Raw genomic sequence first — 22,679 nt, forward strand, 5'->3', positions numbered from 1 at the left:
AACGCATGGGTTCTAGCTGGCAGAACTTGAAGATCGTGGGACTGACGTGGGACGAGTTGCCCGCTCCTGCTGCTCAGGATCGTCCTTGACGGCCTTCAACAGAACAGCCGGGTCGCCGAGCTTCGAGAGGATGCGCAGCCGCGCGCCGGCCGTCCGGTGGATGTAGTCCTGGCTCTGATCGAGATCAGCGTGTCCCATGATCCGAGCGATTTCGAACGCGTCCACTCCGGCCTCGGCGAGCTGTGTCGCGAACATGTGTCTCAGCCCGTAGATCGGGCCGAGGTCGGGCACGCCAGCGTCCCTCCGTGCCCGCCCCCACGCCGCACCCAACGTGCTGGTAGCCAACGGTCCCTGCCCGCGTTTCAGTCGGAACAGCAGATCGCTGGTGCACCTGCCGCGCTGGTGAGGGATACCGCAACCTGTCCGATCCGACGGGTGCAGCCGCTCCCACTCGTCCACCAGTTCCAGCGCACGCGACGTGAGCGGGATCAGCCGCCACTCGCGATCTTTCGGATACGCCTTGATGCGTTTCGCGACTTCGTCGTAGGTCTCGCGAACCGTCAACCAGCCTGTCTCCCGGTCGATGGAGTTGCGGTGCAGGCCGCCGAACTCCGCCGGCCGAAGACCGGTCTCAGCGATGAAGTTGGTGACGAACACGTACTCGTCGGCCATCGCGCGCTGCACCACGTCCAATGTGGAGCGGGCGTAGATCCGGTTGCTGGGCTGCCCCTTGCGGCTGCCTGGCAACCGGATACGGACGCAAGGCGACGACATGAGAACGCGCTTGTCGAGTGCTGCGGCGATCGACGCAGAAAACGGGCCGTAGATGCGCCGCACGTAGCCAGCGGAGAAGCCCTGTCGGGACAGCTCGTTGACCCACGTCTGCACGTCGTCGCGCTCGATCTTCGCCAGTTCCTCATCCCCCCACCGAGGAAGGATGAACTTCTCGATCAGTGCGAGTTCGGTTTCCTCGGTGCTGGGTTCGACAACACGGCTCTCCAGCCAGATCGGGTACCACTCGCGCCACTTGGTGTGTCCGGCCAACTTCCCCCTACTGGCCGCGGCACTGCGCTTCGCGTTGACCTCAGCTTCGCGCGCGTCGTTGAGCGCGTCGCGTTTCCGGTCCCTGGCGGGAGTGTGCTGTTTCTTGCCCGAGGCGTCGTAGTAGACGCCACGGTATCTGCCTGACGGTAACTTCTCAGTCGACGCCATGCTCGTCTCCGGTCATTCTCTGAACTGCCTCCTTGTACGCCCTATGTGCTGCTTCCGCTTCAACGAGGGCTTCCCTCGCGCGCATTTCAGCACGCTCATAACTCGCCCGGGCTGACGCAACCATCGCCCGGAGATGCCCCGTCGTCCTTGAGTGGTATTTCGCCTCAACATCGAGTCGCTTATCTAAGGCTGCCTTGAGCCAGTTATAGGTTGCTTGATACTCCATCTCTCGACCCATCAACTCGGCCCACGCTTCGGCGACCTCCTCGGGGGCGTCAGGGTCGGGCTCATCCACTGCTGCGATTCGGCTTGGATCAGGAAGCCCGATGCTCTTTTCGCGCTCGATGTGCTTGGCCTCTGCGGTTGCCATCGCTGCAACCGACAGCTTTTCTAGCTCCTCAATAGTGAGGCCGGGAAGGACGTGACGAATTAACTGATCCACTGTTACTATGCTGCGAGGGGGTAGCATAGAGGCTGGGTCAGACAAGCGCCCCCAGACAGAGAGTGTCTCCATCGGCTTAAGCATGCCATGACGTACTCCTATTACCGTCGGAAGCTGCTTTTCTTCTTCCGGTGGCGGTGCTGAAGTGTCACCAACGAGTCGATCGTATTTCTCGTTAACGAACTCGCTTACCCTATTAATTGCATCCTCTACGAAATCATCGTAATTGGGCGCAAAGCATGCGGATGGAGTCCCGCCTTCAATTAGGCAAGTGGCGGTACCTTTGATCCAGGACAATGCGTTATCAAGGGAAAATAGCGTCTTGGAGCGGAAGGACTTGGCGAGGCCGTTTTCGATCGTGTGCATGCTCGCTACTGACGGTCCTCCATACTTCTCGGCCACGTCCTCCTGGGTGATGCCAAGGCGTTCGCGTCGCCGTCGCACCACCTCAGCAAGCAACTGCATCCCGGGTTCGTACTTAGACATGTGGTTGAGGGTTCCTCAAGATATGGGACAAGTCCAGACATCCTAGAACAACCAGAGGGGCACCCTTAACTTCCAGGTCTCGATCCTTGAGTTCGGATCTGGTAACGGAGGGTAGTTTTTCTCGCTGTCGGCGCCCCTCTGCTTCGTTCTGCCTGCTACTTCAGGCTACTTCAGACTCCTTCACGCTACTTCAGGCTACCTCAACTCGAGCCGCGTCGATCTTGATCGACGGCTACGATCCGTAACTTGCAGGCCCTATCTAGGGGTGTCTAGCTTGCACTAGCCGGATCTTGTGGCTTACGGTCAGCTCATGCCAGCAACCGATCCGGTAGGACCGATGGTCCGAATCAGTCAACTCAGACGGGCGCACGGCATGACGCTCGCGGACCTGGTACGGCGCATCGCCGAGCAGGGCGTCACCGTCACCCAGTCCGGTATCTCTAACGTGGAGAACGGCCGGAAGCGGGCGAGTGACCGCCTGCTCATCGCGTGGGCGAAGGCCCTCGGCCTGAACCCGCTGGACGTGTGGCACGGACCCGTAAGCACTCCCCAGCCGGAGGTCGACGAGCCGGAGCATGCCGCATGACCACCGACTCACCCTGGTTCCCGCAGCCGGCTGTCAAGAACGCGGCTGAGTACGCCGGATGCCACCCGAAGACGCTGCTCGCCGCGCTCCAGTCCGGCGAGTGCAAGGGCTACCAGGCCAAGGCCCGTGGCCGGTGGCGTGTCCACAAGGACGACGTGGACCGCTGGATTCGCGGGGAGAAGCCCGCTCGGCGCCGGCTCGGTGCCGCATGACCAGTCAGATCAGAAGTCCCAGAGAGGGAAACGGGGCCGTGCCGGCTGCCACCGGTCCGACCCCACCGAACACGCAGATTGGCGATCCCATGTTCTCTACGCAGAGTAGAGCGTTTCCGCAGATCACCTCAACCCCTGAGCCGGAAATCACCCTGCCCGCGCCTGCCCTTCCCCCGGAGGTGTGCCAGGTGCGGGAGTGGTGCGAGACCGGCCACCAGCGCGGCGCTCCCGACGACCAGATGTGCTTCTCGCGTCTGGAGCAGGTCGAGTTGTCCATGCACGAGCCCACCCCGCTGGGGGTTCAGGTGGGTGAGACGACCGTGTTCGCCTCGGCGTGGCTGGAGGGAGCGCCGGCCGCAGTCGAGCCGGTGGTCTGCCTGGGCATCGGCGAGGACCCGGAGACGTTTCGGATGCGCCCGGCCGAGGCCCGCGCGTTGGGCTTGAAGCTGGTGGCCTTGGCGGACGATGCCGAGTGGCCGGCTGACCTGATCCCGCCGCAGGCGGCCCGCGAGTGGTTGAAGGACTTCTTCAAGCTCGGGTTGCAAGCGCACCGGGACCTGTTGGAGCGCGAGCCGGACGCGGACATTCCCGACATGGTCGACGCGTTCGAGGGGCTGGCCATGCTCGCGGGCATGTCCCCGAAGGGCAGGGACTTAGTGGAGTTGGTGGACCCGGTGGTGGACCGCCTCGACACCAAGATGCTGGGCGCGACGCTGCGTGGCTTCCTGGCGTGGGTGGAGAAGACCGGGGGTGCCCAGTGAGCAACCTCGACCTCGACCTGTTCGAGCCGATGCCGCTCGACTTGACCGCGCCGGAGGCCCGCCGGGAGCGGGACCGCTACGGCGACCGCACGGACGTGCTCGACAAGGTGAAGGCGCTGGAGTACCTGCCGGACGGCGTGCACGTCACGACCGAGTTGGTGGCGAACTACTTCGAGGTGCCCGCCGAGACCATCAAGTCTCTGGTCCACGACAACCGCGAAGAACTGGAGAACAACGGGTACCGGGTGATCACGGGTACCGAACTGAGTTCCTTCAAGAAACTCAGTTGCGTAGGGCTGCGGGCGCGGTCACTGGCCGTGTTCAACGAGCGTGCCGTGGTCCGCGTCGGTCTGCTGCTCCGGGACTCGCCGATCGCTCAGGCCGTGCGCGACGCCGTGCAGGACGGCTACGACTACGCACGCCGTGAGCTGGCCCGACCGGCTCGGCGCACCGGCGGTCGACTCGACTTTCTCCGGGAGATGCTCGATCAGGTCGAGGCCGTGGAAGCCGAGCAGGAGCGTCAGCGCGAGGAGCAGAACCGGCAGGCACGCGAGCTGTTCCAGCAGGCGCAAGAGCAGCTCCGGCAGGCTCGGGAACTGGCCGAGGTGCGGGCGCGCATCGACAGCGCGGAGAACGCCAACGGCTGGTTGACGGCGCTGGCCTACGCGAAGCTGAACGGGCTGCCTACCGATCAGTGGTCCACCAATCAGCTCGGACGGCTGGCCAGCAAGCTGATGCGCACGGCTGGGCAGGAGCCGAAGAAGGTTCACCACACGGTGTGGGGTGAGGTCGGCAGCTACCCGACCGACGTGTTGGACGAGGCCGCCGACACTCTCTTCGGGGGTGCGTGATGGCCGAGGAACTTAGCGGGAATCCTCAAACTTCTGGCGCGGCCAACCCGCCCGATCGGGCTAACAATGGCCTGACCAGCGTTTTTGCGGACATGCGCAAGAAGTCCGACGACGTTGAGGGCGCGGCGTTCCGCCTGTCCGATCGGACTGAAAACCCCCTGGCCAGCGTTTTCGGTGAAGCCACCGAGAAGTCCCTGACCGAGCCGGAGGAGCAGGGGTTCAACCAGTCCGACCGGACTAAGAATGCCCTGACCAGGCTTTTTCCCGGTGCCGGGAAGAAGCCCGAACAGGGGTCCTTCCGGGACCTCAGTGCGGACCAGGCCGCCGCCGAGCTGGAGCGGGTGGCGTTCCTGCCGGACTCGGTGGAGCGCCACGCCGAACTGGAGCGGTTGATGGCCGCGCCTGGCGTGCTGGGGCAGATGACCCGCCGGTACCTGATGGACCTCGCCGAACTGGCCGAGGCGGAGCAGGGCACCGGGGGCCAGTTGGTCTCCTCGGAGGAAGCCAGTCGCGGGAGCGGGCTTCTTGCCAGCGCCGGCAAAAAGCCGTCTGACCAGCACTTTCCTGCGATCCCAGAAAATCTGCCCCCGAGGCCGGCACCGGTTGTCACTTCCTCAAAGGAAGGGTCAAACCGGCTCACCACGGGGCTGCTGCGGGACGTGGTCAAGGTGTTGGAGCGGCACGGCTTCCACCGGCCCGACGACCGCACCGCCGCGCGCCACGCGATGGGCGGCACGATCGCCGGCCTGATCGAGTTGTGCGCTGCGTTCGAGGGCTCCCGGTTCGACATCCCGCCGGACGCCGTGCTGACCGCGCTCTCTCGGCAGGGTGCCGAGATCAACCAGGACGGTGACCGGTGGCCGCCTTGCAACTGATCACCGTCGTCGTCAACCACACCACGGTCATGGTCGTGATCTGGACTGCGCTGTATGTCCGTCACCTGCTGGAGGGGAACCGGTGAACCTCATCCCGGAGAACATCGAGTACTGGGAGTCCAAGGGCATCAGCGACCAGACGCCCGAGGAGTTCCAAGAGCACATCGAATCCAGGATTGCCGTGCTGGTGAAGCGGGAAGGGCTGATCCGGAACACTGTGGCCACTGCCCCTCAGCTCAACCTGTTCGGGTACGGCACGGTGCACGAGGTATTGAGCGGTTCCGAGGGGCACGGTTACTTCTGGGGTCACGAGGCTGCCAACGCTCTGGGCTGGGACCAGGCTGAGTTCGCCAAGTGGTCAGAGGAGCAGTGGCACTGGGACCTCGTGATGCAGCGCGAAGCTGACGAGGAGAGCGGCACGCTCGGCTGGGACTGCATCCATCACTATCCGATGCACGTGAACGTGTGGCAAGGCGAAGGCAACAGTCGTGACCACTACGTCAACGGCGTCATGCAGGGGCCGATCATGAGGTACTGGACCGACCTCTACCTGATTAGCACGGATCGGCTCATGGGCATGATGATGAGTAGCCCTTGGGGTGAGGAGTGGTTCGAGTCGGTGAAGCCCATGTTGTCGTGGGGCTTTAAGAAGTCCGGCCTTGAGGACTTGCTGTCCGGCGTCAAGACCTACACCGACGACGTGAACTCGTTGGGTGAGGTCGAGACGCGCGAGACCGGCGGCAGCCTCGGCGACAGCATCGCCCGGGACCGCGAAGGGGTCACCGAGGAGGAAGCCATCCGGCGCGCGTTCCGCGGTCCGGTGTTCGACCAGGGCGGGGAGGCGTCGTGCTGAAGTGGCGCCGCAAGACCGAGCAGCCCGCCGTTTGTGACTTTCCCGAGCAAAGTCACAACGTCCCCGCGGTCCCGCCGGTGACTCTCGTCTACGAGTACGACCGGTCCGACTTGCACGACCACCGCATGGCCGCGCCCGCAGGATCCACGGTCCGCATCAACGTCGGGTTCCTCGGCGAGCACGTGTCCTACTCGGAGCAGCAGGCCGCCGCGTCCCTGGCCAGCTCCGCCGCCGCGGTCGAGATCGTCGGCTCCGGACCGGGCGCGCGGTGGCTCGCCGAAGCGGTCGCCCGGCAACTCGCCGAGTGGCGCGACCACAACGCCCTCTGACCTTCTTCACCTTCTGCGGCGCCGGCCGACAGCGACCCCGGCCGGCGCCGCACCCCTCGAAGGGCACACGACCCATGAACACGCTTGAGAGCGCCCTGCACTACGCGTCGCTGGGTTGGCGCGTGGTGCCGCTCCACCACATCACCAAGAACGGCGGCTGCTCCTGCAACAAGGGCACCGACTGCCGCTCAGCCGGCAAGCACCCCATCGCCGCGGACTGGCCGCAGATCGCCACCACCGACACCGAGCAGATCACCCGCTGGTTGACCGAGAACCCCAACGCGAACATCGGCATCGCCACCGGGCAGGCGTCCAACCTGCTGGTGCTCGACATCGACCCGGACAACGGCGGTGAGGCCAGCATCAACGCCCTGTTCGCCGAGTACGGCGCCCTGCCCGCCACCTACGAGGTGGGCACCGGCGGCGACGGGGTGCACTACTACCTCACCTACCCGTCCCGCCCCCGCAAGGACGGCAAGCCGTGGGGGCAGCAGCGCGGCCGGCTCGGTGCCGGGCTGGACATCCGGGCCGAGGGCGGCATGGTGGTGGCGCCACCGTCCGCCTCCGCCAAAGGCACCTACCAGTTGTTGACCGGCGCCGTACCGGCCGAGCCGCCGGAATGGCTGCTGGACCTGATCGACGCGCCGAAGGAACGCCCCGCCCCGCCGCCGGTCCTGCCCCGGCCACGCCCCACCCCGGGCAGCCGGGACCGCATCACCGCCTACGTGGACGCCGCGCTGAAGCGTGCGCGCGAGGAGATCGTGGCGGCGCCGTGGGGGGAGTTCAACTCCACCCTCAACGCCGTCGCCTACTCGATCGGCCGGATCGTCGGCGCCGACCCGGTGGCCCTGCCCTACGACCAAGCATTGTCCGAACTGGTGGCGGCGAACAACTCGGTGGCCAAGCCGGACCCGAACGGGGAGCGCACCATCCGATCCGGGCTGGACAGTGGGATGCGGGAGCCCGCCACCCCGTGGCCGCCGGTGGACCGGTCGCGCCCGGAGCTTTCTACGGTTCACCGTGAAAAGCCCGAAGCTTCCCAGCAGCGGGAGGCTTCCCCGAGTACCGCGGTACTGACCGTGGGAGCCCCCGAGACGGGCGCGGCGGTCCAGGTTGAGGTGTCGACCGCGACGCCACCGCGTGACCCCGGGCTGTGGGGCAAGCTGCTGAACCGCCGGCAGCTCGCCGACCTGCCCGCGTTGAAGCCGCTGATCGCCGACACCATCGACCTCGGCACCGTCGCGCTGCTGGCCGGCGGCTGGGGCACCTGCAAGAGCTTCACCGCCCTGGACTGGTCGGCGTGCGTCGCAACCGGCCGCTCGTGGCAGGGACGCGCCACCGAAGTCCGGCGGGTCCTGTACCTCGCCGCTGAGGGCGCGTACGGCTTGGACGCCCGGTTGCGCGCGTGGGAACAGGGCTGGCAGCAGAGCATCGGTGACGAGCAGTTCGTCACCCTGCCCGCCCCGGTGAACCTCAGCCAGCCCGAGCAGGTGCGGCAGCTTGTCCACCTGGTGGCCGCTGAGGGCTTCGGCCTGGTCGTGTTCGACACGCTGGCGAAGTGCGCGGTGGGCTGCGACGAGAACAGCGCGCGGGACATGGGCAAGCTGGTGGACGCCCTGTACCGGGTGCGGGACGCGACCAACGGCGGCACCGTGCTGGCCGTGCACCACGCCGGCAAGGCGGGCACGGTCCGGGGCTCCTCAGCGCTGGAGGCCGGTGTGGACACGGCGTACGTCACCGAGGGCGACTCACACAACCTCGTGTTGCGCCGCCACAAGCGCAAGGACGGCCCGTTGCGGGACGAACACGCCCTGACCCTGTCCGGGGTGCCCGGCACCGGCTCGGCGATCCTCGTGGCCCGCTCAGCGCCGCCCGGCGACGCCTCGGCCGCGAAGCTGCTGGACGCCTTCCGGGACGCGTTCAGCGTGGACGGCGCCACCAAGCAGGAACTCCAGTCGGTGTCCGGGATGGAGCCGGCCGAGTTCTACGGCGCGCTGAACGACCTGCTCCAGACCGGGGACCTGATCAACGTCAGCACCAACAGCCGCGCCTACTACCGCTTGGGGGACGCGTGACCCCCGAGTGGATCGCCGACAGCGGGCAACCGCACGTGGAGGTCCCCACCGCGATCTTCCCCGAGCTGACCGTGGGTCTGCCGGCCGCCCGGGTCTATGGGGCACTGGCCAGGGAAGCTGACCCCGAAACCGGGGTGGTGGTGTGCAGCCTGCGGAAGCTCGCCGAGGACATCGGCATGAGCAGGTCACAGGTGGTCGCCGGCCGCCGGAAGCTGCGCGAGGCCGGCTGGATCACCGTCATGCACGAGGAGCCCGGCGGACCGGTCCTGTACCGGATGCACACCGCGCCGCAGCGAGAGGAGAGCGTGCCGTGAGGCGCACCCACTGGACACAGGAGGGCAACGTGTCTCGGGTGATGGTCCCCACCGCGATCTTCCCCGAGCAGGTGGTGGGGGCACCGGCGGCGCGCGCCTACGCGGCGATGGCCAAGCGTGCCGACAATGTCACCGGCTTGGTGGACTCGACCATCGCTCAGATCGCCGCCGACGCCGCGATGGGCCGTTCTCAGGCTGCGGCTGGTGTGGCGAAGCTGATCCGACTGGGGTGGGTGACGCAGGTTCGGCAGGGCAACAGCCGGTCGTCGTCGCAGTACCAGATGCACATGACTCCGACCGCCGGACTGTCCGGAAATCCGGATGGTCCAACCGCCCGCGAAGGGTCCGGAAATCCGGACTGTCCACAGGGGTCTGAACAGTCCGGAAAACCGGATGGTCCAGCAGTGCCCGAACAGTCCGGAAAATCGGACGGCCTAACCCTGGTTCAAGGGTCCGGAAACCCGGATGGTCCAGACAGTCCGGAAACCCGGACTCTCCAAGTGGTTGGACCGTCCGGAAACCCGGATGGTTCGGAGACTCGGACCGTCCGGAAATCCGGAGCCCCTCTTGTAAGTACTTACCTACCTACGAGAAGTACTACGTACTTCTCGCCGAACGCTGACGCGTCGGCAGGAGAGGACACCCCCCTCGTGGACACCGGCTCGAAGGACAACCGGGAGCCAGCCGGGCAGGCCGAACTGATCGCCGTTGACGCCCCGACCGCGCCCGGCAAGAAGGCCGCCAAGGGCAAGGCGCCGCGCAAGCCAAAGCCGGCGATGTCGGCCCCCGTGGTGCTGTCCCACCCGTACGCCGAGCCGGAGCCCGGCTGGGATCACGGCAAGGCGATTCAGACGATCGTCGGCCGGTGGGTGGACGCCTCCCGGGCGCGCAACATCGAACCGGACGGCCGGAAGCGCGGCCAGGCTGCGAAGGAGATCCGCGCGTTGATTGAGGCGGGTAACAACCCGCGCCTGGTGTCGGATGCGGCGATCCGGGCGGGGCAGAAGCTGCGGGCCACCGTGATCGAGGAGGTCCACCGGATGGCCGCCGAGTTCAGCGGGGCCGGTCCCGTGACGCCGGGGCGTCGCCCGGTGATGGCCGGCGGCTACGACCTGTCCGGCCTGTCCACCGGGGATCAGCGGCTCGTGCAGGCCGAGCTGAGCAAGGACAACCCGAACATGGACCTGATCAACGAGATCCTTCGCTCCAAGAGCGCCTAGGAGGCGACGACATGACCGAGATCGCACACCGTGAAGCGTCTGCCCCCGTGGTCGCTGGGGCGATGACGATGGACCAGATCACCACCCTGTTGCAGTTGGCCGCCACCGACGACCGCCGCACCATCGGCTACGCCGAGAAGTCCGCCTGGTCCTCGGCGGCACAGATCGGCGGCTGGACCTACGAGGAAGCCGCGGAGGCGATCCGCTACCACCAGGCCACCAACCGGGAGTACCTGCGGGCCGCGCACATCACGCAGCGGATTGAGTTCGCTCGCCGGGTGGCGCGGATCGACCAGGACGCCGGCGCCATCGCCCAGTCCGGCGCGACGCTGCCCAGCCACGCCGAAGCCGTGGACCTGTGGGCGGGGGACATGCGGGCCGCTGGGGCGAACCCGACCTGCGAGCAGCGGCAGAAGGCCGGCGAGCTGTTGGCGGAGCTGCTGGACGGCGCCCCGGACGCGTCGCTCGTGCTGACCGCCGCTGTGTTGGCCGCTCGGAAGTTCTCCGCCCGCATCGACCTGGAGTTGCTGCGGTTGGGCCGTGACCCGTGGGAGGGCATGTTGCCGATCCCCGTGCAGTACCAGCCGGATGACCGGGTGGACCTGTTCCGGGCACTTCAGCGGGGACTGTCTGCCCGGTGGGCGAGCTACGAGGCCGTCGAGCCGCCGGAGTGGGTGACCGCCCACGAGGCCGACGTCAGGCCCCGCATCGACGGGAACTTCCTTGCGGAGCCGGACTGGGACCACACCACCCCCGAAGGGGAGCAGCGGTGGTTCGAGGAGGGGTCGGCCTGGTCGGAGCGCGAGTTCCGGGTCAGGCAGTGGCACAAGCAGGACCTGGCCCGCTGGACCGCCGAGCAGGTGGCCGCGGCCCGCGCTTGGTACTCGGCGCACCCGGAGTGGCGCGAGGAGTGCATTCAGCTCCAGGAAGGGCGGAACGCGTCATGAACCCCGCTACCCCACCGAGGACGCCGGACGCACACCGTTCGCCCGTCCACGAGCCAACCAGGGGGCAGGAAGCGGCGATCGAGTACCGCTGCTACCGCGCCGAGCGGTGCGTGGGCTGGGAGCGGGTGGACGGCGAGCAGGTCGGTGCCCCGATCAACGCCAGCCGCGGTCTGTGCCCGGACTGTGAGCGGGTGGTGGAAGCCGCCATCGCGCAACTGCCCGAGGACTACGTCCGGCTGTCCCTGCGCCTCGGCCGCTCGGGCGGAGCCGGGGGCGGTACACCGGTTGCCTGCACCCCTGAGGTGCAGGCCCCGCTGAACCTGCACGTGGAGGCCCTGATGGCCGAAATGTGCAGGGAAACTTCCACGTGGGCGGAGTCGGTGGCTGAGGTGCACGGGCGCCGCCGGGACACGCAGCGCGACGCCCGCACCCGCCCCGGTGTGCTGCTTCAGGGTGCCGCGCAGTTCCTCGTCTACGCCATGCCCGCGTTCCTCGCCCTGCGGAACGCCGAGCACCTGGTGTGGCAGGACGGCCACTTGGAGCCGGACCCGAAGGGCGACAAGAGGATGCGCCTTGACGGGCAGCTGGTTCCAGCCCGGTGGGTAGACGGTCGCCTCGAAGCGACCGAACGCGACGGCCTGGACGGGGCGCTGCTCCTGCTGGAGTTGCACCGCCGCGCCACCGCGCTGCTCGGCCAGACCAAGAAGACCAGGCGCCTGCCGGAACCCTGCTCGGCGTGCGGTCTGCAATCCCTGGTGCACGCTGATGGCGCGGACACGGTGGAGTGCCGCAACTGCGCCGTCGTCATCACCTGGGACGACTACCAGGCCGCGAACGACCTCACGGGAGGTGCTGCCGCATGAGCCCCCGCCGCAAGGCTCCCGACCCGTGGCCGTGGCCGGAAGACAGCACGCTCGACCGTGCCCGCCGTGTCGCCGGCCAGTACCGCGAGTCCCTGTCCAAGGTGGACCCCGACGAGTGTGCCCGCATCGATGCGGCCGTGATCCGGCTCGGTCAGGGCTGGGTGGTGCCGCAACCCGTCACCGCGGACATGGATGACCTGCTCACCGTGGACCAGGCCGCCGAGTACGCCGGGGTGCGGTTGCGCACGATCGATGAGTGGCGGCGCCGGGGACTGGTGGTCGTCACCACGCCGGATGGTGTGCGGGTGACGCCCCGGGCGCTGGCGGAGTACCAGCGGTCCCGTAGGGAGCGGCGGGCTTCCCGCGTCGCCTGATCAACTGTGGTACCATTTGGACGGCGGAGCTATGCCCGCAGTCAGGTTGGCTCATCGGAGCCGCGCACGGACTCCCGACATTCTGTGAGACGCCCCCACCGGATTGTTCTCGTACCGGGCGTTACCAGGGCTGACGCCCTGGACTTGCCACCGAGTCTCTGTCGCATCCGAACCACCACCCCAGCGCTGGTCCGTCCGCATGGTCGGGGTAGGCGCTGCCCGCGCTGCCATCACCTTCCCGACCGGGAAAGCGATGCAACATGATCACTTTCCCGGAGCTGGGAAAGTGACACTGGGATCGCTTCCCCAAGTCGGGAAGTGATGCGCCTTGATCACTTTGCGGAGATGCGCAATGTGATGGCGGCGCCCCACGCTCTCGGCACCCCCGCCGAGGACCGGCCGTGGAGGCTGGGACAACCCGTCTCCACGGCCGGCAACCCCGCAGTGTTTGTGAAGTCACCGATTGACCTCGCAAACCCGGCAGCGCCGTAAGTTTCTGCTGGAAACTTACAGACCGGGCAGGCCGCACGGTTCACCGGCCACATGAGGAACGACGATGGACTGGTCGTATGACGCCCGCACGATGGCGCTGCACCCCGAACTATGGCCCGAGTTCATTGAGCCGCAGCCCTACTCGGCTGACCCAGCTTGGGTACCTGACGAGGACTGACCACGGCGGCGCCGGAACCAGCGTGGTGTCTGTTGCGCAAGCACACGCTCCGGCTCCTCGTAGTCAGTTCTCCTCCAGCGCAGGCCCGCCGCGTCGGTGAACGAATACGTCACACTTACTGCGGTCGGGAAAGGATGATCCGGTACTTCCGGCCATTCAGGGTTGTATTTGAAGGAGATGGCATCCCCTGGTGCCATGACTTCCTGGATTCGAACCGACTGATGCCAGAGCTCCCCAGGGTATAGCCATTCGGGAAGCACCCATCGTGTCGAACGCACGCCGCCCGACCATGCTTGTACGTTCTCAACGGTGAGATGCATAACCGGGCTTGCACTGTGGTTAGTGATAACCAATCTGAAGCTGCGAGCTTCCGTGAGGTCGACCAACACGAGCCGAGCCTGTGTCACTTCTTGGTCTCGGCGTTCAGCACGCCAGCGGCGCCCATCCACCACGCTCACACTGAGCGCGACCAGCACCGCAGCCAGCGTGAAGGCAGCACCGAGTACTTGCCCCCACGCCGCGAACACGTCAGCATCCGTAGGTCCGAACCACCATAGGTCGATGTCGGCAGCAAGCCAACTGCTCACAGATCAGCCGACCTTCTTCCAGGTGCCGCAGCCCTGGGACGTGAACCCGCCATCGCTCGCCTTGATGGTCACCTTGATGTCCGAGGCCACCGACGCGAAGTTGTTGTCGATGATCTCCCCAGACTTGGTGCTGCGCTCCCAGTAGCAGTCAGTCACCTTCCCAGTGACCTGGTATGTGCCCGGAGGAATCTCCTCGCCAACCACATACTTACCGTCTTGGTACCAACGCTCGTAGTTCCCTGACTTCGCCTGCTCCAGCACCGGCACATGCTCCGGGCACAACATCGGGATACCCAACTCGGTCCACTGCCTGCGCCGGTCATTGCCGAACACCTCGTCAACGAGCCACTGGGCCGGCGCCTTCGTCAAGTCGTTGGGGCTGCTCAAGATCCTGCAGGTCCAGCCGACGTCATCCGATGCCTCCGTCGTGGCGATCGAGGTCAACCCCCGCTGGTAGACGAGCACATTGAGTTGCGCTTCCGGGGTCTGCGGTCGGGTGGTGGTAGACACCGTAGTCGCTGATGGTGTGCTCACTCCGGAGACATGGTCCAGTAGCCAGCGGTTCAGTCCGTTAACGGCCGACAAGACGTCGCTTTGCACCGCCTCTGATGTTGTCCCCTTCTCCGCTGCCAACTCGACCTGATCGACCAGTGGGATAGCGTCGGCGTAGATCCTCGGGTCCTCGCTGCCCTCCAGCAGCATCCTGATCGACCGCGACTGGAGCACCAACCAGTCAACGTGCCCCTGGCACGAAGGCCCCGGCTTCCCGTCTGGACATCCATCGGACAGCTCGTCGTACAGCTTCTGCACGGCTTCCGTGATCTCCTCCTTGGAGACCGGCTTAACCCCGGCAGCCCGAGTAGGTGCAGCGGATGAGGACGGCGAGTCCCCGACCTGCGTCGAGCAACCAGCCAGCGCCACTCCGGCCAGCGCCAAGACAACGAGGTGCCGCTTCAAGGTTCCCCCCTCGATCGGGTGTTCATGACCCAATCGACCGACACAGCCCCCGTGTTACCGATGCCGCCCGCTTGGAGTAGCCATGGCCCGAGCTAACCGGTCGCACACCTCGATCAGCCACAGCGGAATCGCATCCGGCGTCGAGGCCACCGGCGACTCCATAAACGGGCACTCCACCGGCAACGACGGTCGCACTTTTCCTGCTGGTGCGCCAGCAACAGCACCAGCACCGCCACCACCGTCACCTTCCGCTGGCGATTGCACCACAGTCCCTAGTGGGTGGACTGACCGCCGCACCCACCTACGGCTGCTCCACCTCGTAGATCCGGTCCAGCATGGCCTCAGAGCCGGTCCGCAATGTCCCCATCGTCGGCAGACAGGCGCTGCGCTCGGTAGACCCCGCATCGGTGTGGACACAGTGCTCGGTCCACTCATCGGCCGCAGCCTTGACCTTCTGCGCCTCGGCCACCACACCGGCGTACTGCTCTCCCATCGCTCCAGCGATGGTGACGAGATCCCGAGCAGTGCCGCCAAGGTTGCGGATGGACTGCACGCACACCGACCCGAACGGGTCGGTGTCGCACCGCACCAGCTGCTGCCGCTCCAGCCGTGCACCGAACCGCGACAGCAGCGGGCCCGTGGTTGTCGTGGTAGTCGACGTGGCCGCCGCAGTCGTGCTGGTGGACGTCGGCGCTGTCGGTGTCGGTGTGCCTCCACCCGACGAGCACCCGGTCAGAACACCCAGGCCGACCAGCACCGCCACGGACAACAGCTCCCGCACCGCACGCAACACGCGCTCCCCCTTCAAGGTGACCATCATCGGCCCATCGAGGTGATCACCGCACCCGTTACCGGCGGCACCGGGCGTCACACGAACGGAGCAGGGAGGTGCGGCGTGCCTCGCAGCCCCGGACGAGCCGGCTACCGCTGGCGCCGCCTGGTCGCATCCCTGCGCAAGCAGGGCGCCACCTGCGCGATCTGCGGCCACCAGATTGACCTCCGACTGAAGTGGCCGGACCCGATGTCGTTCAGCGTCGACCACACCCAGCCCCTCAGCCGCGGCGGCGCCCCGCTCGACCCGGCCAACGCCCGGCCCGCGCACCTCGGGTGCAACAGCCGCAAGGGCAACCGGGTGTCGGCTCCGCTCCGCACCTCCCGCCCCTGGTGACGGTGACCGGGTGTCACCACCGGGGGAGGGGGGTGTTGATCTCCCGACCTGGGGATAGGTGACCACGCTCGGGGTCTCCTTTTCTCTCCCCGCGCTGCGTAGCCAGGAGGTGCGGATCGTGACCGATGGTGACCGCTCGGAGGATTTCGGGGCGTTTGGGCAGGTCGAGGGGGCTCTACGAGCCGACATCGAGCGGCACGCCGGGCTCCAGCACGCGCCCCGCGCGCTGATCGAGACGGCGTTGGCGCTCGCGCGGGCCCTGGACGACGGAACCCAACCGGCGGCTACAGCGCGTGAACTTCGTGCCGCGCTGCACGAGTTGTTCGGCGAGGTCGAGCAGGCACCGGCAGGGGGTGGGCTTGATGACCTCCAGGCCCGCCGGGCCGCTCGACGTGCAGGGGCGACCGGATGAGCTGATCGGGCACCAGGAGCCGCGCATCCTGCTGGTGCCGGAGTACCGCACGAGTGCCGGCCAGGAGGCCATCGAGCTGGCGGAGTCGGCCGGGCTGGTGCTGGACCCGTGGCAGAAGCTGGTGCTCCACCACGCGCTCGGCGAGCGTGATGACGGGAAGTGGGCTGCCTTCGAGGTCGGCCTGGTCGTGCCGCGCCAGAACGGTAAGGGCTCGATCCTCGAAGCGCGGGAGTTGGCCGGCCTGTTCCTGTTCGGCGAGCGGTTGATCATTCACTCGGCGCACCTGTTCGACACGTCGATGGACCACATGCGCCGCGTGCTGGATCTGATCGAGGCCAACCCGGATCTGGACCGGCGCGTGAAGCGCGTCTCGCGGTCGCACGGGGAGGAGGGCATCGAGCTACGCGGCGGCCAGCGGCTGCGGTTCAAGACCCGCACGACGGGTGGCGGCCGCGGTCTCTCCGGCGACACCGTGATCCTGGACGAGGCGTACAACGTGCCCGAGGCGGTGCTGTCGGCGCTCATGCCCACGATGGCCGCCAGGTCGGTCACTGGGTCGCCGCAGCTGTGGTACACGTCGAGCCCGGTCGATCAGAAGGAGCACGCACACGGCCATGTGCTGGCCCGTGTCCGCCGTCGCGGCCTGACCGGTGACGGGCGCTCGCTGGGGTACTTCGAGTGGTCTGTGCCCGAGGACGTGTACGCGGAGAACCCCAAGGCCGTCGCGACCGACCCAGCGATGTGGGCGCTGGCTAACCCGGGCATGGGCATCCGGATCAGCGCGGAGTACATCGGCAACGAGCAAGAGAGCATGGGCGCCGCGGGGTTCGCGGTCGAGCGTCTCGGGATCGGTGACTGGCCAGAGCCCAAGGAGGACGAGGGTTGGGCGGTCATCGCCCAGCAGACGTGGTCTGGCCTGGCTGACGTCACCTCGAAGCTGGGCGGCCGGCTGGCGATCGCTGTGGACGTGGCCCCGGACCGCGGTTCGGCCGCGATCGGCGCGGCGGGCCGGCGGCCGGACGGGCGTGTGCATGTCGAGGTGGTCGACCACCGGCCTGGTACCCGGTGGACGGTCGGGCGCGTCATCGACCTGGTGGAGCGCCACGGCCCGTGCGTCGTCGTGATCGATGACGGCGGGCCGGCCGGGTCGCTCATCAAGCCTCTGCGGGACGCGGGCGTCACGGTGGTGGTGCCGACCGCCCGGCAGGTGGGGCAGGCGTGCGGCGGCTTCTACGACGCCGTGACCGAAGCGCAGCTGCGGCACCTGAACCAGGAGCCGCTCACCGCCGCGCTGGCCGGCGCGCAGCAGCGCCCCCTCGGTGATGCGTGGGCGTGGGCCCGCCGGGCATCCACTGTGGACATAAGCCCGCTAGTGGCTGTGACGTTTGCGTTGTGGGGAGCCGAGTCCTTTGCAGACGGCGCACCGAATCTGTGGTGAGAGGGGGTGGGCCGTGCTCCTGTGGTTGGTCGAGGTGCTGTGTCTGGTCGTCGCGGTGATCGGCCTGGCACTGCTGGCCGGGGCGCCCGTGGCGCTGATCGTCGCCGGTGTGCTCGGCGTGCTGGCCTGCGAGCGGGCCGCCGCCCGCCGGCCGCCTACGGGAGGAGGTGACCGGCCGTGAGCCTCTTCGGGCTGTTCGAGCGCCGCTCGAACCTGGAGAACCCCGCGGTGCCGTTGACGTCGCCGAGCCTGCTGGAGTGGATGGGTGGCCAGCCCGGTGACGCCGGGGTGGTGGTCACCGAGGTCTCCGCCCTGTCGATGCCGGCGGTGTGGCGGTCGGTGTCGGTGATCGCGTGCGTGTCGGCGTCGGTGCCGCTGCACACCTACCGGGACGGCACCAAGACCAAGACGACGTCACGGCTGCTGCGTGATCCGCACCCGGAGCTGACGCGCTACGAGCTGTGGCGACTGTCCTATGTGCACAGGTTGATGTGGGGCAACGCGTACCTGCAGAAGGTCCGCAACGGGGCCGGCCAGGTGGTCGAGCTGTGGCCGATCCGGCCGGACCGGGTGCGCGTTGGCCAAGCACAGCCAACAGCCGATGTGCCCAGCGGCAAGGTGTTCGAGGTCACCGACGACAGTGGACAACAGCACGCGTTGACGTCGCGGGAGATCCTGCACCTGCCCGCGCTCGGCTACGACGGCGTGACCGGTGTGTCCCCGATCCGTGCCGCGGCGGCCGGCATCGGCATGGCGATGGCTGCAGAGCAGGCAGGCGCCCGCTTCTTCGGCCAGGGCGCCATGTTGAGCGGCATCCTGCAGACCGAGCAGCGGCTGACCGCCGACCAGGCCGAGGCGCTGAAACAACGCTGGAAAGCCAAGATGGCCGGCGCGGCCAACGCCGGTGATGTGGCCGTGCTCGACTCCGGCGCGAGCTTCCAGCCCGTGACCATGCCCTACCGCGACGCTCAGTTCCTGGAGTCCAGGCGGTTCCAGGTCACCGAGATCGCGCGTATGTTCGGCGTGCCGCTGTTCCTGCTGATGGAGACCGAGCGCAGCACCAGCTGGGGAACCGGCCTGGAGCAGCAGGCCACCGGATTCGTGACTTTCGACCTGCACCCGACGTGGCTGGTGCCGACCGAGCAGCGCATCACCAAGGAGCTGCTTCCTGCGGCCCAGTACGCGGAGTACAGCGTGGAGGGTCTGCTGCGCGCCGACAGCACCGCGCGTGCCGAGTTCTACCGGGTCATGCGCGAAGTCGGCGCGTTCTCCGCCAACGACATCAGGGCGTTGGAGAACCGGCCGCCGGTCGAGGGCGGCGACACCTACCTGCAGCCGCTGAACATGGCGCCGCTCGGCGCCCCTGCCCAGAACGACAGCGAGGGAAGCAATGACGATGACGACCCTGGCGCAGGCTGAGGAGCGCCGCCGCCTACCTCTGGCCACGGCAGGGGTCACGATCACCTGGGCCGACGACGACAGCGCCAGTGAGCGGTTCGCCGGGTACGCCGCGGTGTTCAACAGCCGCACCTCGATCGGTAACCCCCTCCAGTGGGGCATCTACGAGGAGATCGCGCCCGGGGCGTTCACCAAGACCCTCCAGGAGGGCGACGCCCGGATGCTGATCGACCACGACAGCTACTACGTGGTGTCCCGGGTGTCAGCTGGCACGCTGCGGCTGTCCCAGGACACCAAGGGGCTGGTGGTCGAGTCCGATCTGGACACCGAGCTGTCGTACGTGCGTGACCTGAAGGCCAACGTCCGCAACGGGAACATCACCGGGATGAGCTTCGGCTTCCAGGTCGTCAAGGACGAATGGAAGACCGAAGAGGTCGAGGTGGCCGGCCTGGACGACCCGATCGAGGTCGACGTGCGAACCATCCGCGAGGTGCGACTGATCGAGGTGTCCGCGGTCACGTGGCCGGCCTACGAGGACACCGAGGCCGGGCTGCGGTCGGTGGCCACCGCCCTGGTGCACCGCGGCGACCGCGCCGCCATCGAACGTCGGACCGTCTACCGGCCCGAGCTGCAAGACCTACTGCGTGTCGTCGGCCGCGAGCCGTGTGAGTCCACTCGCGACGCTGACGGTGCCGAGCCGGCCCGGTCCACTCGGCTGTCCGTCGCCTCGATCGACCGCGTCATGAGGGGGCTCGCCGCGCGATACCGGCTGCCCCACACCATCGATCCTGAGAGGACTGTGCAGTGAGCACTGCGATGCTGGACCGGCTTGTCACCGAGCAGAACCGGGTGTGGCAGCGGATGCTGGACATCCGCGCCGCCGCCGAGGGCGAGGGCCGGGACCTGTCCGCTGAGGAGCGGACCAACTGGGACGCCGCCGAGCAGAGGCTGACCGAGGTGTCCGCCGACATCGAGCGGCTGCAGCGCATGGCCAGCCTGGAGCAGGTCGACCGGTCGCAGATCGTCGTCACCGGTGCGGGCGGCGACGACCGCGCCGACGAGGACCAGGCGAAGCGGTACGACGTCGCGTTCGGCGAGTACATGCGGCGCGGGATGGACGGGCTGCGGCCGGAGCAGCGCGAGCTGCTGGCCGGCGGCTTCTCCGAGGTGCGCGCGCAGGGCGTGGCCACTCCGGCGGCCGGCGGCTACCTGGTCCCCGAAGGGTTCCGGGCCGTGCTGAGCGAGACCATGAAGGCGTACGGCGGCCTAATGAACGTCGCCAACGTCATCAACACCACGACCGGCAACGATCTGCCGTGGCCGACCAACGACGACACCGGCAACGAGGGCGCCATCCTCGGCGAGAACACGCAGGTGACCGAGCAGGACGTGACGCTCGGCCAGCGGAAGCTGTCGGCGCACACCTACACGTCCAAGCTGGTGCGGGTGTCGCTGCAGTTGCTGCAGGACAGCGCGTTCAACCTGGACGTGTGGCTGCCGCGCAAGTTGGGTGAGCGCATCGGCCGCGCCGCCGCGAAGCACTTCGCAACCGGCACCGGCACCGGTCAACCGGAGGGCATCACCACCAACATCACCGTGGGTGTGACCGGCGCGGCCGGTCAGGTCACGTCCATCACCTACGACGACCTGGTGGATCTGGAGCACTCGGTGGACCCCGCGTACCGGCTCAACGCGCGCTATGTTTTCCACGACCAGGCGCTGAAGATGCTGCGGAAGCTCAAGGACTCCGAGGGCCGGCCGCTGTGGCAGCCCGTCCCCGCGCCCGGGATGCCGGCCACCATCAACGGCTGGCAGTACACCATCGACAACTCGATGCCGGTCCCCGCGGCGGGTGCGAAGTCGCTAGTGTTCGGCGACATCGCGGCCGGCTACATCATCCGCCAGGTGCTGGACGTCCAGACCCTGCGGCTCACCGAACGGTACGCGGACTTCCTGCAGGTGGGGTTCCTCGCGTTCGCGCGGATGGACGGGCGCCCGGACGACCCGGCGGCCATCCGCGCCTACGCCCACCCCGCTGCATGATCCAGGAAGGAGGCGAGCAGCTGATGGTGCTGGTGCGGTTCCTGGTGCCCGTGGCTGGCCTGGACTGGTCGCGGGTGCCCGGTGACGAGGTGGAGATGTCCGAGGAGGACGCGGTCCGGTGGGCGGACGGCGTGCGCGCCGTCCGCGTCGAGCGGCAGGCCGACAGTCCGGTGTGGAGCGTGCCGCGGTGCAGTCGCGGCGTGGCGGCCGTGGCCGGCGGCCGGAGACCAGGTGAGCACGTGGCCGGCCCGGTGCGGGAGCCGGCCGGCCACGCCCCTGGAGCGGAGGTGGTGAGCGGTGCCCTACGACCTCGGTGACACCGTGCGCCTGATCGGCGAGTGCCGGGGCCCTGACGGGGCGCTCGTCACCGCCGCGACGGCGGCGCTCACCATCACCCTGCCGGACGGCACAACCACCCGGCCGCCGGTGCCGGCCGCCGACCCGGTCGGGGTCTACACAGTGGACTACGTGCCGGAGCAGGCCGGCCGGCACCTGGTGCGGTGGCAGTGGACCGGGCCGGCCGCGGCCTACACCGACGCGGTCGACGTGCGCCCGGCCGACGTGCCGCTGATCCTGTCCCTGGCCGATGCCCGTGACCACCTGCGGGTGTCGGGCACCAGCCAGGACGAGAACATCCGGGCGTGGTTGGAGGCCACCACGCGGTGCGTGGAGGCCATCGTCGGCCCGGTCGTGCGCCGCACGGTGGTCGAGGACCACGACGTGTCCGGGTGGACGCTGATGGTGCGGCAGCCGCCGCTGCTGTCACTGACCTCGGTGACCGCGATCCTGGCCGGCGGCACCAGCCCGGCACTGTCCGACCTGGACGCCTCACCGGCGGGTGTGATCCGGCGCCGGGACGGTGCACGCCTGACCGGGCCGCTGCGGGTGACCTACGTGGCCGGCCGGCACATCGTGCCGGCGAACATCACGGCGGCGGCGAGGATCATCCTCGCGCACCTGTGGCGGGCCCGGTACGGCGCGGACGGCCTGCCGAACATCGGCGGCGCCGACGACTACTCGCTGAGCGAGCCCATTCCCGGGCTCGGCTACGCGGTACCGAACCGTGCCCTGGAGCTTCTGCAGGGCGACCAGATGCCGCCGGGAGTGGCCTGATGCAGATGCAGACCTCGCGCATCCCCGCGGCCATCGATGGGCTGCTGACGCTGTGCACCGGCGCTGCCGCGCCCGGCGGCCCCCTGGCCGGGGTGCGGATCTACGACGGGCCACCGGTCAGCGACCTGTCGGACGAGCTGCTGCTGTTCATCGGCGACGACCCGGCCGGAGAGGACTCGGTGACCGGCACGCAGGAGTACGCCACGCTCGGCCGCCCCGGCAAGGACGAGACGTTCACCATCTACTGCTGCGCCGCCAGCCGGAGCGGAAACGTCGACATGAAGCGCGAGCGCGGCCGTGCGTTCGGCATCGTCGGCGCGGTCGAACGCCTGGTGCGCCCGAACGAGCCGGGCGGGGACACGCAGCTCGGCGGCGCGGTGCTGTGGTCCGGGGTCGGCGGTGACATCACGCTCTCGCAGATGCAGACCAACACCGGGGCGTTGGCCAGGGTCACGTTCGGCGTCGTGTGCCGCGCCCGCCTCTGACCGTCCAG

At 68.0% G+C, this 22,679-nt stretch carries 28 protein-coding genes; 23 read left to right on the forward strand and 5 right to left on the reverse strand.

From position 1 onward, the window contains the following. Positions 1-12: 12 nt before the first annotated feature. Entirely contained in the window at positions 13-1,212 is a 1,200-nt protein-coding gene (locus LX83_RS25230; protein WP_253775621.1) for a tyrosine-type recombinase/integrase, read from the reverse strand. Further along, positions 1,199-2,140 carry a hypothetical protein gene (locus tag LX83_RS25235; protein WP_253775623.1) on the reverse strand — a complete coding sequence of 314 codons (942 nt, stop codon included), beginning with the start codon at positions 2,138-2,140 and terminating at the stop codon, positions 1,199-1,201. The genes LX83_RS25230 and LX83_RS25235 overlap by 14 nt, the downstream gene beginning before the upstream one ends. Positions 2,141-2,450: 310 nt before the next feature. Here LX83_RS25235 and LX83_RS25240 point away from each other — a divergent pair, with 310 nt between their 5' ends. From LX83_RS25240 to LX83_RS25300, 13 genes are all read left to right on the forward strand, one after another. Further along, positions 2,451-2,726 carry a helix-turn-helix domain-containing protein gene (locus tag LX83_RS25240; RefSeq protein ID WP_253775625.1) on the forward strand — a complete coding sequence of 92 codons (276 nt, stop codon included), beginning with the start codon at positions 2,451-2,453 and terminating at the stop codon, positions 2,724-2,726. Beyond that, positions 2,723-2,938: a helix-turn-helix domain-containing protein gene (locus LX83_RS25245; RefSeq protein ID WP_253775627.1), complete on the forward strand. Its 216-nt coding sequence runs from the start codon at positions 2,723-2,725 to the stop codon at positions 2,936-2,938. The genes LX83_RS25240 and LX83_RS25245 overlap by 4 nt, the downstream gene beginning before the upstream one ends. A 188-nt stretch (positions 2,939-3,126) precedes the next feature. Further along, entirely contained in the window at positions 3,127-3,699 is a 573-nt protein-coding gene (locus LX83_RS25250) for a hypothetical protein (protein ID WP_253775629.1), read from the forward strand. Next, a complete protein-coding gene (locus LX83_RS25255; protein ID WP_253775631.1) occupies positions 3,696-4,550 on the forward strand; it encodes a hypothetical protein in 855 nt (284 codons plus the stop codon). Before LX83_RS25250 ends, LX83_RS25255 begins: the two co-directional genes overlap by 4 nt. Next, on the forward strand, positions 4,550-5,425 hold the full coding sequence (locus LX83_RS25260; protein WP_253775633.1) for a hypothetical protein: 876 nt from the start codon (positions 4,550-4,552) through the stop codon (positions 5,423-5,425). The genes LX83_RS25255 and LX83_RS25260 overlap by 1 nt, the downstream gene beginning before the upstream one ends. Before the next feature lie 82 nt (positions 5,426-5,507). After that, the gene (locus LX83_RS25265) at positions 5,508-6,278 is read left to right on the forward strand and encodes a hypothetical protein (protein ID WP_253775635.1); all 771 of its coding nucleotides are present in this window, start codon (positions 5,508-5,510) and stop codon (positions 6,276-6,278) included. Between the two features lie 77 nt (positions 6,279-6,355). After that, a complete protein-coding gene (locus tag LX83_RS25270; protein WP_253775636.1) occupies positions 6,356-6,607 on the forward strand; it encodes a hypothetical protein in 252 nt (83 codons plus the stop codon). A gap of 74 nt (positions 6,608-6,681) precedes the next feature. After that, entirely contained in the window at positions 6,682-8,682 is a 2,001-nt protein-coding gene (locus tag LX83_RS25275) for a bifunctional DNA primase/polymerase (protein WP_253775637.1), read from the forward strand. Further along, entirely contained in the window at positions 8,679-8,996 is a 318-nt protein-coding gene (locus LX83_RS25280) for a helix-turn-helix domain-containing protein (RefSeq protein ID WP_253775638.1), read from the forward strand. Before LX83_RS25275 ends, LX83_RS25280 begins: the two co-directional genes overlap by 4 nt. Continuing rightward, a complete protein-coding gene (locus LX83_RS25285) occupies positions 8,993-10,216 on the forward strand; it encodes a hypothetical protein (protein ID WP_253775639.1) in 1,224 nt (407 codons plus the stop codon). Before LX83_RS25280 ends, LX83_RS25285 begins: the two co-directional genes overlap by 4 nt. Before the next feature lie 62 nt (positions 10,217-10,278). Further along, positions 10,279-11,163 (forward strand): hypothetical protein, encoded by an 885-nt coding sequence (locus tag LX83_RS25290; protein WP_253775640.1) that lies wholly within the window; start codon positions 10,279-10,281, stop codon positions 11,161-11,163. Continuing rightward, positions 11,160-12,026 (forward strand): hypothetical protein, encoded by an 867-nt coding sequence (locus LX83_RS25295; protein ID WP_253775641.1) that lies wholly within the window; start codon positions 11,160-11,162, stop codon positions 12,024-12,026. The genes LX83_RS25290 and LX83_RS25295 overlap by 4 nt, the downstream gene beginning before the upstream one ends. Continuing rightward, positions 12,023-12,400 (forward strand): helix-turn-helix domain-containing protein, encoded by a 378-nt coding sequence (locus tag LX83_RS25300; RefSeq protein WP_253775642.1) that lies wholly within the window; start codon positions 12,023-12,025, stop codon positions 12,398-12,400. Before LX83_RS25295 ends, LX83_RS25300 begins: the two co-directional genes overlap by 4 nt. A 630-nt stretch (positions 12,401-13,030) precedes the next feature. Here the strand turns inward: LX83_RS25300 and LX83_RS25305 are convergent. From LX83_RS25305 to LX83_RS25315, 3 genes are all read right to left on the reverse strand, one after another. Beyond that, positions 13,031-13,657 carry a hypothetical protein gene (locus tag LX83_RS25305; protein ID WP_253775644.1) on the reverse strand — a complete coding sequence of 209 codons (627 nt, stop codon included), beginning with the start codon at positions 13,655-13,657 and terminating at the stop codon, positions 13,031-13,033. Positions 13,658-13,660: 3 nt separating this feature from the next. After that, entirely contained in the window at positions 13,661-14,467 is an 807-nt protein-coding gene (locus tag LX83_RS25310; RefSeq protein ID WP_253775646.1) for a hypothetical protein, read from the reverse strand. Positions 14,468-14,915: 448 nt separating this feature from the next. Next, positions 14,916-15,434, reverse strand: a complete 519-nt coding sequence (locus LX83_RS25315; protein WP_253775648.1) for a hypothetical protein — start codon at positions 15,432-15,434, stop codon at positions 14,916-14,918. A gap of 75 nt (positions 15,435-15,509) precedes the next feature. Between LX83_RS25315 and LX83_RS25320 the strand changes: the two genes are divergently transcribed. From LX83_RS25320 to LX83_RS25365, 10 genes are read left to right on the forward strand one after another with little or no spacing between them, the layout of a single operon-like run. Further along, positions 15,510-15,782, forward strand: a complete 273-nt coding sequence (locus tag LX83_RS25320; RefSeq protein ID WP_253775650.1) for an HNH endonuclease — start codon at positions 15,510-15,512, stop codon at positions 15,780-15,782. A 58-nt stretch (positions 15,783-15,840) separates the two neighbouring features. Further along, positions 15,841-16,194: a hypothetical protein gene (locus LX83_RS25325; protein ID WP_253775652.1), complete on the forward strand. Its 354-nt coding sequence runs from the start codon at positions 15,841-15,843 to the stop codon at positions 16,192-16,194. Continuing rightward, positions 16,145-17,632 (forward strand): hypothetical protein, encoded by a 1,488-nt coding sequence (locus LX83_RS25330; protein ID WP_253775654.1) that lies wholly within the window; start codon positions 16,145-16,147, stop codon positions 17,630-17,632. Before LX83_RS25325 ends, LX83_RS25330 begins: the two co-directional genes overlap by 50 nt. Positions 17,633-17,645: 13 nt before the next feature. Beyond that, positions 17,646-17,813: a hypothetical protein gene (locus LX83_RS25335; RefSeq protein ID WP_253775656.1), complete on the forward strand. Its 168-nt coding sequence runs from the start codon at positions 17,646-17,648 to the stop codon at positions 17,811-17,813. Then, the gene (locus tag LX83_RS25340; RefSeq protein ID WP_253775658.1) at positions 17,810-19,051 is read left to right on the forward strand and encodes a phage portal protein; all 1,242 of its coding nucleotides are present in this window, start codon (positions 17,810-17,812) and stop codon (positions 19,049-19,051) included. Before LX83_RS25335 ends, LX83_RS25340 begins: the two co-directional genes overlap by 4 nt. Continuing rightward, positions 19,023-19,838: an HK97 family phage prohead protease gene (locus tag LX83_RS25345; protein ID WP_253775660.1), complete on the forward strand. Its 816-nt coding sequence runs from the start codon at positions 19,023-19,025 to the stop codon at positions 19,836-19,838. Before LX83_RS25340 ends, LX83_RS25345 begins: the two co-directional genes overlap by 29 nt. Beyond that, positions 19,835-21,073: a phage major capsid protein gene (locus LX83_RS25350; RefSeq protein ID WP_253775662.1), complete on the forward strand. Its 1,239-nt coding sequence runs from the start codon at positions 19,835-19,837 to the stop codon at positions 21,071-21,073. Before LX83_RS25345 ends, LX83_RS25350 begins: the two co-directional genes overlap by 4 nt. Beyond that, positions 21,070-21,390 carry a hypothetical protein gene (locus tag LX83_RS25355; RefSeq protein WP_253775664.1) on the forward strand — a complete coding sequence of 107 codons (321 nt, stop codon included), beginning with the start codon at positions 21,070-21,072 and terminating at the stop codon, positions 21,388-21,390. Before LX83_RS25350 ends, LX83_RS25355 begins: the two co-directional genes overlap by 4 nt. Continuing rightward, the gene (locus LX83_RS25360) at positions 21,371-22,186 is read left to right on the forward strand and encodes a head-tail connector protein (protein WP_253775666.1); all 816 of its coding nucleotides are present in this window, start codon (positions 21,371-21,373) and stop codon (positions 22,184-22,186) included. Before LX83_RS25355 ends, LX83_RS25360 begins: the two co-directional genes overlap by 20 nt. After that, entirely contained in the window at positions 22,186-22,671 is a 486-nt protein-coding gene (locus tag LX83_RS25365; protein ID WP_253775668.1) for a hypothetical protein, read from the forward strand. The genes LX83_RS25360 and LX83_RS25365 overlap by 1 nt, the downstream gene beginning before the upstream one ends. The last annotated feature ends 8 nt before the right edge of the window (positions 22,672-22,679 follow it).

The organism is Goodfellowiella coeruleoviolacea, from assembly GCF_024171785.1.
Lineage (GTDB): Bacteria > Actinomycetota > Actinomycetes > Mycobacteriales > Pseudonocardiaceae > Goodfellowiella > Goodfellowiella coeruleoviolacea.

Coding starts and splice junctions, on each gene's coding strand:
- LX83_RS25235 (WP_253775623.1), bottom strand. CDS start 2,140: ATGTCTAAGTACGAACCCGGGATGCAGTTGCTTGCTGAGGTGGTGCGA.
- LX83_RS25290 (WP_253775640.1), top strand. CDS start 10,279: ATGACGATGGACCAGATCACCACCCTGTTGCAGTTGGCCGCCACCGAC.
- LX83_RS25365 (WP_253775668.1), top strand. CDS start 22,186: ATGCAGATGCAGACCTCGCGCATCCCCGCGGCCATCGATGGGCTGCTG.
- LX83_RS25275 (WP_253775637.1), top strand. CDS start 6,682: ATGAACACGCTTGAGAGCGCCCTGCACTACGCGTCGCTGGGTTGGCGC.
- LX83_RS25330 (WP_253775654.1), top strand. CDS start 16,145: ATGACCTCCAGGCCCGCCGGGCCGCTCGACGTGCAGGGGCGACCGGAT.
- LX83_RS25295 (WP_253775641.1), top strand. CDS start 11,160: ATGAACCCCGCTACCCCACCGAGGACGCCGGACGCACACCGTTCGCCC.
- LX83_RS25355 (WP_253775664.1), top strand. CDS start 21,070: ATGATCCAGGAAGGAGGCGAGCAGCTGATGGTGCTGGTGCGGTTCCTG.
- LX83_RS25230 (WP_253775621.1), bottom strand. CDS start 1,212: ATGGCGTCGACTGAGAAGTTACCGTCAGGCAGATACCGTGGCGTCTAC.
- LX83_RS25315 (WP_253775648.1), bottom strand. CDS start 15,434: ATGATGGTCACCTTGAAGGGGGAGCGCGTGTTGCGTGCGGTGCGGGAG.
- LX83_RS25260 (WP_253775633.1), top strand. CDS start 4,550: ATGGCCGAGGAACTTAGCGGGAATCCTCAAACTTCTGGCGCGGCCAAC.
- LX83_RS25345 (WP_253775660.1), top strand. CDS start 19,023: ATGACGATGACGACCCTGGCGCAGGCTGAGGAGCGCCGCCGCCTACCT.
- LX83_RS25240 (WP_253775625.1), top strand. CDS start 2,451: ATGCCAGCAACCGATCCGGTAGGACCGATGGTCCGAATCAGTCAACTC.
- LX83_RS25245 (WP_253775627.1), top strand. CDS start 2,723: ATGACCACCGACTCACCCTGGTTCCCGCAGCCGGCTGTCAAGAACGCG.
- LX83_RS25300 (WP_253775642.1), top strand. CDS start 12,023: ATGAGCCCCCGCCGCAAGGCTCCCGACCCGTGGCCGTGGCCGGAAGAC.